The sequence below is a fragment of the Streptococcus sp. 32226D021BW genome, from assembly GCF_053545015.1.
In genome coordinates this window covers 1-8,829 of record NZ_JBPPVC010000025.1, presented here as the reverse complement: position 1 = coordinate 8,829, position 8,829 = coordinate 1, and the positions used below count along the sequence as shown (strand labels likewise).

3 protein-coding genes are annotated in these 8,829 nt (G+C 44.0%); all 3 read right to left on the bottom strand.

Going from position 1 to position 8,829, the window contains the following annotated elements:
* Nucleotides 1–4,670: S8 family serine peptidase (locus ACEE44_RS10090; protein ID WP_449172144.1), on the bottom strand; the 4,670-nt coding region annotated here is incomplete at its 3' end.
* Nucleotides 4,671–4,848: 178 nt separating this feature from the next.
* Nucleotides 4,849–7,743 (bottom strand): pneumococcal-type histidine triad protein, encoded by a 2,895-nt coding sequence (locus ACEE44_RS10085; RefSeq protein ID WP_449172143.1) that lies wholly within the window; start codon nt 7,741–7,743, stop codon nt 4,849–4,851.
* 20 nt (nt 7,744–7,763) lie between these two features.
* A complete protein-coding gene (locus ACEE44_RS10080) occupies nt 7,764–8,684 on the bottom strand; it encodes a metal ABC transporter solute-binding protein, Zn/Mn family (RefSeq protein WP_449172142.1) in 921 nt (306 codons plus the stop codon).
* Nucleotides 8,685–8,829 lie beyond the last annotated feature (145 nt).

Here is an 8,829-nt window from a genome sequence, read left to right as displayed (position 1 = left end):
CCGTCTGTATCAGCTGACAAGTCAAAGGCTGGAAGAACTGGGGCAGTTACAGAGGAACCATTCATAGCCAAATGACCTTCTGGTAATTCTAGATAAGCTGGCTCACCTTTGATTGTCGCCTCTGGAACTGAAGTTGAAGCCGTGTGGTCTGTGCCGTGAGCCAATTCTACTTGGTTACTAAAACCATCGCCGTCTGTATCAGCTGACAAGTCAAAGGCTGGAAGAACTGGGGCAGTTACAGAGGAACCATTCATAGCCAAATGACCGACTGGTAATTCAAAGAATGTTGGCTCACCCTTGGCTGCCACCTCAGGAACTGAAGCTACATTTGCATAGTCAGAACCTTGCTCCAATTCTACTTGATTGCTAAAGCCGTCGCCGTCTATATCGGCTGACAAGTCAAAGGCTGGAAGGATTGGGGCAGTTACAGAGGAACCGTTCAGTTCCAAATGACCTTCTGGTAATTCTAGAAAGGCTGGCTCACCTTTGGCTGTTACAACTGGAACCGAACCTGCATTTGCATAATCAGAACCTTGCTCCAACTCTACTTGGTTGCTAAAGCCATCGCCGTCCGTATCAGCTGACAAGTCAAAGGCTGGAAGAACTGGGGCAGTTACAGAGGAACCATTCATAGCCAAATGACCGACTGGTAATTCAAAGAATGTTGACTCACCCTTGGCTGCCACCTCAGGAACTGAACCTGCATTTGCATAATCAGAACCTTGCTCCAACTCTACTTGGTTGCTGAAGCCATCGCCATCTGTATCGGCTGACAGGTCAAAGGCTGGAAGAACTGGAGCATCATTTGTGAGAGATTTTCCTCCATTTTCAATATCTCCCTTGGCTGTTAGGGTTAGATTTAAGTAGTTGCGAACTACCTCTTCGACCTTATAAGTCGTCGGAGTATCTACCACACCATAGCCTGTAGGCACTTCAATGCGGATTGAATAGTCCCCATGTGTAACCAAACGTTCAAAGACTTCCGGAGCATAACGAGCACGAGTAAGCTCAAGCTCTTCTCCGCTCTGATTAACCAAATATACTTTGGTTTCTTCTGGCACCAGACCACCAAAATCTGCAAGAACCGGAGAACGGTCTACAGCAATTACTCGGAAATCAATACCAACTAAACTATTCTCTTCTGAAACAGTAAATGTTTTTACGAGTGGCTCCCCGTCAATGAGCCGAACCTCATCCTTATCGAACAAATGCAATTCAACTGTGTAGGTACCAAATGGAAGCAGTTGAATGTTACTTGTCGGACCAGCGGGTTTCAATAACTCAAGCTGATTTCCTTCTGCATCTCTAATAATATAATTATAGGCAGTTGGGTATTCTTGATCAGTCTGGTCATTGATAATCTGTACAACAACAACCCCGTGGTCACTTGGCACTTCAGCAAATTCAGATAGATTTGCACTTAAAACATTACCCGCCTGATCCTCTACTGCATAGAAGAAGCTAGAAATATCCAGTGGACGACCTAAGATGTCCTCTGTCGGCAATTGATACACACCATTTTCATCTGGCTGTACATAGACACGACGTGGCTGGGTCAATACTTCTTTCAATGGACGACCAGTTGGACCAATGTTATTAGGATCTTCAATTTCTACTGGTTGCCCATTCTCATCTTTTGTATGGATAACATAATATACACGCTCACGGTAAATAGGCATACCATAGGCAATCGGAGCACGTGGTTTAAAGGTCATTGCCTCCATATCCACAACACCCGTTGTAATAGCAGGTCGGACACGATTCAATTCAATGGTATAGGTAATGAATTGCTCCTTGGCACCAGATGTTTCAGGCAGGTATGAAATAACGTATTGATACTTACCATCTGGCAAATCTTGACCGTTCTTATCCTTACCTTCCCAGGCAGATGTTTCAATCAAATGTGCACGTGGATTGGTCGGACGACCAGCATAGAAATTCTTCGGTCCGCTGATTGAGTCCCCTTGCCATAATGGTGTCTTGCGTTCTATATCATCTGCAGCATAAACTGTCGCTTGCAAATTACGGAAGTTACGAAGGAATACGCCACGGAAAACAATTCCATCTCGGTTTCCGTCTCCATTTGGAGAAAGAGCGAGGATTGGCTGGCCATTCTCATCTTTTTTCAAGTGGAAATTTCCGTCTGCATCCTCAAAACTACCCAAGATAAATGGAGATTGAACACCATGTTCACCTGTTTCGTGGTTAAATTCCGCTTTACCAGATAACAAGGCTGTGTAGAAGTTTTTCTCATCTACTGCCAAACCACCTGTCACAGAGAAATCATTTTCTGTATAGAAAGGAGCTTCCTCGGTAGAAAAATCATAAATCGATTTCTCTAAAACTGCCAAATCTTGGAATTTCCCTCGGAAACCAACGAATGGAAGACTGACCAGATCCATTTGATCATCTTTATTTAGGAAGCGAACAAAACCTTCCAAATAATAACCATTTGGCATCAATTGAGCCAGTTCCTCTGCATAACTAGACGCATCTAGGGAGATCGTCACTGTCTTGCTAGAATATGCATCGACAGTAATTTCCTGTCCCTCAACCTGTGTCAATTCCCGTGGCGTCAAGCTGAATGTACCGTTCTCAACAGCATCCGTATTCAAGTGTGTCTTGTAGGTAACAGTCTGAGCCTTGTCTGATGTATTGTAGAGCGTCACATCAAAACTGAAGTTGTCTTGAACATTACCTAGTGAAATGCTCGGATACCCTTCACTACCTAAAACATACAAGTCTGTCGCAATAGCCGCTGGAACATCAATCAAACCTGAACCTTGCTGTCTTGGTGAAACATAAGCATTGGCAGTCGCATCAAAGTGTGGACGAGCTGTTGACATCAAGACTTGCTTGATACGGTCTTGAAGAGCTTGTCCTGTCAAGTCAGGATATCTCTCCATCAATCCTTTTTTAATAAGGGCTACAGCACCTGCAACATGCGGAGAAGCCATGGACGTACCGTTCATGCTAGCATACTTGCCATCATTGATACTGGAATAAATAGCTCCACCCGGTGCAGTAACATCCGGTTTCAACTCACCATCTGCCGTTAAACCCCAGCTGGTAAATTCAGACATCCGATTGCCCTCTGGATTTTCCATCATGGCTTTCTTCTTGTCAAACACTAGCTTGTAGGTGTCTGTACCTGATTTATCTGCCAATTCCAAACCAAGTGCTTTAGGAATAAAGATAGATGGGATAGAACGAGCTTCTCTTGAGGTTACCGCCATTGATAGGTCATTACCTGTATCAATGTTATTGAAAATAACTGCTCCAACTGCTCCATTTTTCTTGGCTTCAGCAATCTTAGCATCAAACGAAATCGTACCACGTTGGATCAGAGCGACTTTGCCATTAAGGTCTTTCCCTTGAAAATCTTCTGGATTACCAATACCGACAAAGATATAATCGTACTCTTTGCTGGCATCAAAGTCTGGAAGACCGCTAGGCTGAGTATAGGTTCCTTTACCATTGTTAAATGCAGGCTGGTTCTCCATACCTCGAATGGTGAAGACGTCTTTAACAACATGGGTATTATTGAAAGAAGCTACCGCAATGGAATCCTTAGCTGCTGCCGGAGAGGCTACTAGACCATAATCTGGATTTTCAACCCAAGGATTATCCTGTCCATCTCCCCAAACACGGTCGTTACCCGCCGCAATAACAACGGACACTCCACGTTTCTTGGCATCTTCAATTGCTTGGTTTAAAGCAACACTGGCATCAATCAAAGAACCTGCTGCCGAACCCAAACTCAAGTTAATGACATCCGCACCCAATTTGACAGCGTCTTCAATCGCTCGAATATATAGAAACGGCTGGGTTCCATCACCAAAATTCTCTGAAAAGACACGCATAAACATAAGCTGAGCTTCAGGTGCTACACCCACAATCTTTTGCCCAATGCTATCTTCCTGAGAGGGATTTCCTGCTGCAATACCTGCAACGTGACCACCGTGAGTGGCTTCCTTGCTTTCTTTTACCTCATTATTTGTATCTAGATAATTATAAGCAAAGACGATTTTCTCACTGTACCATTGACCGTAATGAATACCCGCCTGCTCTTTTACTGCCGCAAACTCTTCTTCACTTTGGTATTTGGCTTTTGTAACATCTGTCAAACGATAGGCATCGTGTTCTACATCAATACCAGAGTCAACGATGGCAATGACCATCCCTTCTCCCTTGTTTCCCGTCTCCCAGACAGTTGGGACATTGATGAGAGCATTACTTTCTTCTGAAAGCACTTCCTCGCTTCCAGAAAGCTCGGTAGCAGAAGCAGAATTATCCAGGGTAGACCCCGAATCAGTGACTACAGGCTCTACATTCTCTGTAACAAGAACAGCAGCCCCAACCACATCCTCTGTCTGAGCCTGGTCAGTAACTGGTTCAACTACACTTGAAGCTGGTTCAGCCATATTAGAAACTAACTGGGTTTCGCCGACATCTTCTTCTTTCTCCGTCAATGACAGATCTAAACCTTGATCAGCCACTGGAGCTAGGTCTGTTTCTACAGAATGGACCATTGAGTTATCCACTGTTACAAGCGGAAGTGTATTGGTTTCATTCGCTAAAACAGGCACTGCCACATAAGTTGTAGCCGTCAAAAGGGACAATAAACTGCTTGCCTTCAATAGTCGATTGACCAAATTGCGATTTGCCATAAACATAACCTCCTTTTTTAGATTTGTATTCTACATACAAAAAATATTTTATCACGAAATCGCTTTCTGGACAATACTGAATTTTCAGATTTTTTTGAAAAATATAAAAAAGCTTCTGCCTTCCACTTAAATGACTAGCATAGTGCCGACCATTCAAGAGGTTGCAAAAGCTCATTTTTTATTCTGAAACAGAATCCGTTAACCTGCTTTCTATACTTTCTGTCGAAACAACTGATGAAGTTACTGGTTCAACTGGAGGAACTAATTCAGATGGTGCCGCTAACTCCTTGACTGGCTCTTCTACGGCAGGGGTTGTTTCTGAAGCTACATCCGTCGGCATTTCACTTGACGGGCTAGTTTCAACCTCGGTTTCTTGCGATTGACCACTTTCTTGACTGTCAGATGTGTCTGTTTTTTCTTCCGATGCAAAGCGTTGGGCAGGCGTTGCAATAATCGAAGAACTACTTGGCTGAGTTGTTGCTTCTGTTGGTTTTGCAGGCTGGACAGGTGCTTGTTGTGTTGCCGCTAGCAAGGCTTCTGCTGGTGCCAATTCTGTTTGAGGATTGAGGGCAGTTTTTTCCACACGGTAGAAACCTGAGCCATCCGCTCTAGGGATTCGGAAGGCTGTTTGAGATACCTTGGTTTTTGGATCCAAAACATCTTGCGGGTCAAAAATATAGCCGTCTTTTGTTATGTACTTCCCTGCTGCCTTGGCGGTTGCCAATTCCTCTGCCGAATGGACAATTTGCCAGTTTTTCAAGCCTGCCCGTCTATCAAGCGGCGTCACACGTTTGGCCAATTCTTCCGCATCACGTTTATTAAGAAGAGCTTCTACAGCTGCTAGTTCCTCTTGTGAAAGGTCTTTTTTGGCTACTGAGCGTAAAGAACCGCCTGTCGCTCTCGGAATGCTAAAGGCTTGACTAAAGATAAAGCTGGCTGGATCCAAGACATCTTCTGCTGCAAAGATATAACCATCATTGGTCGCAAACTTACCCTGCGCACGCGCAGCCATGACTTCTTCAGCAGTATAAACGATCTGCCAATTTTTCAAGCCTTGGCGTTCTGCCTTCGGTGTCGCATTTAAAATCGGTGGGACCTCTTCAGCCATTTCTCCATCACCATGCCCAGCTGTTGTCCAAGCTGATGGACGAACATCCGGATGTTGCATGATGTAACGAATGGTCGCAATTTGTTCCTTGCTCAACCAAGTATAAGGCAGAACATGGATATGGTCTATGTGAGGAATGACAAAGGATGTCCCCGTATCGTAAGTCGCATTGGCTCCTTTCATTGGAATCTTATCCATAGTGACCAACATGGCAGGTTGAAGATCACCTTCAGCCAACGGGGCAATGTCAAAGATATATTGTTTGTCTTTTTCTGACAGGGTCAATTCTGCAAATGAGATTTTCATCCAATCCAATTCGTCACGGCTATAAGAATAGGTCTTGCCTGCTTGCTGCACATGATAGATAACCTTGCCATTCAATATTTCCTTGCCTGTAACCAATTTATAGTCAAAGTCTGGACGATTCTCTTCTAAGGGTGTGCTTGTTTCAACCGTAGGCTTTTCTGTTTCCACAGCCTCCACTCCTGCTGAAACTATACTGCCAGACGGAACAAACACTTGATTTTCCTTGGGCTTATCCGTTTCTAATGGACTTGTCGATTGAGATGGTAGTGGACTATCAATAATTAGATTATGTATTGGTTTTGTCGATAATACAGGAGCACCTGTTTGCTCTCTCACCCACTCTTCCACTTGCCTGATTTCAAAGTCTTCCAATTCACCAAGACCAACATAATGGAAATGGTCTCCGTGGCTTGCAATCAAGCCATGTTCATCAACAGAGGTAATCGAAGCCTTGCTGAACTGATAACCATCACTAGTAAAGTAAGCTTTACCATCCAAGCCCTTACCATAAACAGCTATCGAACGCCCCTGCCACATACGAGTCTGTTGTTTGGCAGTTCCTGTCGACTTTGTTGGACTATTTGGCAAGGTTGGACTTGGTGTTGGATTGGAGTGAACCTGATGACTAGTAGCCTGGTGTCTAGTGCCACCATTTGCCTGGCCGGTGCTTGCACCACTTGTGCCAATCATTCGGGCAATCTTTTCCTCCAAGGCAGACATCTGACTGTATGGAATAAAGTGGAAATGATCTCCGTGGGGCACAATTACACCGGTGGCTGTTTTTTTACTGATAGCTCTTGGATCAAAGACTAAACCATCAGCTTCGACATGGCGTTGAGATAATGGTGTAGCATCCAGCTGAGCCAACAAGCTAGTCAAATCTTGTCCCTGTACTGAAACAGGAGTTTCCGGCCGAACTTTCTGGGTAGGAGTTCCATAATGACTTCCAGCACCTAACTGATTGCTACCCTTTTTATCCCAAAAATCCTGAGCCGCTTTTAACTCTGTTGCTGAAAGATCTTTTTTCGGGATGAAATGGAAATGATCCCCATGAGGAACAATGAAGCCATCCCCCGTATCTTCGATGACATCTGTCGGATTAAAGACATAACCATCGTCAGTCTTATAGGGACCGTCTGAATGACTAGAACCCGTCGCCTGTCGCTTGCTATCAGCCGATGTAATCCCTTTCTGTCGTTCAACTTCTTCCTTACTCCGAACATTTTTCTGCTGTTTGGCATCTTTCAAGTAAAGGTAATATTTCCCATCTACCTTGATAACGTAGCCATCTTGGACCTCATTGATAATGTGACTATCTTGAAGGACATAATTCGGATCTTTCATGACCAATTCTTCACTAAAGATGGCATCGAATGGCACCTTGCCATTGTAATAATGGAAATGATCTCCGTGAGATGTCACATAGCCTTGGTCTGTAATTTTGACAACAATCTGCTCAGCATCAATATTTTCCTTTGCCGAAACCTGTTCCGGAGTTAATTGCTCCGCAACCAATGACTCTTCCTTTTGACTATCTTCAATATAGGACACTCGATTTTTTTGTTCTTCTGTCGCCTGATAACGCCCCAACTGGTAGCTACACAAACTCATCCCCAAAACAAGGGTCGCTACCGAACCAACAAGTGCTTTCTTCTTCATTTTATCTCCTTTATCAATGATTATTTCAATTCTTGAGCAAGAGTTTCTAAAACCTGCTCTAAGTTTTCTAAATAGGTCAAGTTATTTTCTGGGTCTGCTTCTAGAGGATCTAGGACCTTCAAGTCCACACCTGTCGAAGTTGCCAGAGCCTTGGCCAATTTATCCGACGTTCCCTTTTCGGTAAAAATCGTTTGTACCTTGTAAGTGTCGACAAACTCTTTGATTTCTGCCAACTGCCTTGGACTAGGTTCTTCCTCAGATACGCCAGCTATTCCCAACTGCTTCAACCCAAACCTCTGGGCAGTATAGGAAAAGGCTGTGTGCTGGGTCACGAAGGTTTTTGAACTGACCTTCGCAAAAATCGGAATATATTTGTCTGCCAACTTTTGAGCATCATTCTCCAAAGCCCTAGCATTTTCCCGATAGTAATCCGCATTCTCTGGATCACTCTCAGCCAAAAGTTCCCCAATTTCAAGGGCTTCCTGTCCAACCAAGACCGGGTCCATCCAGGTGTGGGGATCATATAAACTAGCCTCATCAATCCCGTGACCAACTTCCATATCTTCTAAGCCAGGAACTTTTGACAAAGGCAGGTTTGTAGATGCTTCTAAAACCTTGACGGACGAACCCTGTAAATTTGTATCCAAGCGCCCTGCCCATGACTCTAAAATCCGTGAGTGATAAATAAAGACATCTGCATCGTAAATGGCTCGTATATCTGCCGCTGATGGTTCGTAAGAATGGATTCCCGAACGCGAACCAATCATCCGAACATCATTCTTATCTCCCGACACTTCCTTAACCAGTGAATAAATAGGGTAAAATGATGTCACAATCCGCATTCCTGACTGAACCTGACTAGCCTCTTTCTGAACCGAACATGCCATCAAGCACAAACCAGCTAGAACAGAAAGACAGGCTCCAAGTATTTTCTTTAGCATATTTCCTCCTTTTCACAAAAAAACATTAACCAGTTAAGTTTATATCACAAAGCAATTAACCAGTCAAGTATAGTTAATTGAAACAAGAACAGGACAAAAGTGCCTCAAGGAAAGTATCGCAATTTGGCAATACTTTTCTGAGGTG

What these genes read in the sequence shown, in the direction of transcription:
- ACEE44_RS10085 (WP_449172143.1), bottom strand. Translation starts at nt 7,743, where the DNA reads ATGAAGAAGAAAGCACTTGTTGGTTCGGTAGCGACCCTTGTTTTGGGG.
- ACEE44_RS10080 (WP_449172142.1), bottom strand. Translation starts at nt 8,684, where the DNA reads ATGCTAAAGAAAATACTTGGAGCCTGTCTTTCTGTTCTAGCTGGTTTG.